The sequence below is a fragment of the Nocardia sp. CDC159 genome (genome assembly GCF_023740735.1).
GTDB lineage: Bacteria > Actinomycetota > Actinomycetes > Mycobacteriales > Mycobacteriaceae > Nocardia > Nocardia pulmonis.
In genome coordinates this window covers 1-1,299 of the sequence record NZ_JAMRXH010000045.1, presented here as the reverse complement: position 1 = coordinate 1,299, position 1,299 = coordinate 1, and the positions used below count along the sequence as shown (strand labels likewise).

1 protein-coding gene is annotated in these 1,299 nt (G+C 65.1%); it reads left to right on the top strand.

Going from position 1 to position 1,299, the window contains the following annotated elements; genetic code table 11:
- Nucleotides 1-96: 96 nt before the first annotated feature.
- The coding region (locus tag NDR87_RS37045) for a sodium:alanine symporter family protein (RefSeq protein ID WP_251919010.1) at nt 97-1,299 on the top strand (1,203 nt) is incomplete at its 3' end.

Here is a 1,299-nt window from a genome sequence, read left to right as displayed (position 1 = left end):
CGCTCGTAACATCGTCGTGACCAATCGGCAATAACCGGACATATCAGGCACGCGAGTATCTCCGGTGACGTCGATACCTCGATGGGAGTACTTGTTTTGACCGAGTTCCTCGATGCCGTCAACGGCTACATCTGGAGTGACAACCTGGTCTATCTGTGTCTGGCGGCCGGGGTGTATTTCTCCGTCCGCTCCAGATTCGTTCAGGTTCGCCAGATCCCGGAGATGATCCGGCTGATGTTGCAGGGCGAGAAGTCCGCTGCGGGTGTGTCGTCGTTCCAGGCGCTTGCCATGTCGCTGTCCGGCCGGATCGGTACCGGCAATATCGCCGGTGTCGCCACCGCCATCGCCTTCGGTGGGCCGGGGGCGTTGTTCTGGATGTGGGCGGTCGCGTTTCTCGGGGCTTCGACCTCGTTCGTCGAGTGCACCCTCGGCCAGATCTACAAGACCCGCGACCGCTTGACCGGTGAGTATCGCGGCGGACCCGCGTACTACTTCAGCCGGGCGATGGCCCACACCCGGGCAGCATCGCTGTTCAAGATCTACGGATTCGTCTTCGCGGCGGTGACCGTGTTGGCCTGCGGGCTGCTGCTGCCCAGCGTGCAGTCCAATTCGATGGCCTCGGCGATGCATCAGGCCTGGAGCGTGCCGATGTGGGCGGTGGGCGTCGGCACCGTGGTCGTGCTGGCGTTCGTGATCATCGGCGGGGTCAAGCGGATCGCGGCGTTCGCCGCGGTCGTGGTGCCGTTCATGGCGATCGTCTACATCGCGGTGGCGTTGGTGATCGTGTTCGCCAATGCCGCGGAGATCCCGGGCATTCTGCGCTTGATCTTCGCCAGCGCGTTCGGGGCCGACGCGGCATTCGGCGCGATCATCGGTTCGGCGGTGATGTGGGGCGTCAAGCGCGGGGTCTACTCCAACGAGGCCGGGCAGGGCACCGGGCCGCATTCCGCCGCGGCCGCCGAGGTCTCCCATCCGGCCAAGCAGGGCCTGGTGCAAGCGTTCGCGGTCTATGTCGACACTCTGTTCGTCTGCACCGCGACCGGTTTCCTGATCCTGTCGACCGGCGCCTATCGAGTGTTCGACGGCGAGAGCGCCAGTGGGGCCGTGCTGGCCGACGGCGGGGCGCTGCCCGCGGATGTCGCGGTCGGACCGGCCTTCGCCCAGGTCGGAGTCGACACCTTGTGGAGCGGGGTCGGCTCCACCTTCGTCGCTGTATCGCTGGCCTTCTTCTGCCTCACCACGATCATCGCCTACTACTACATGGCGGAGACCAACCTGCGGTTCCTGCTCGGCAAGTAC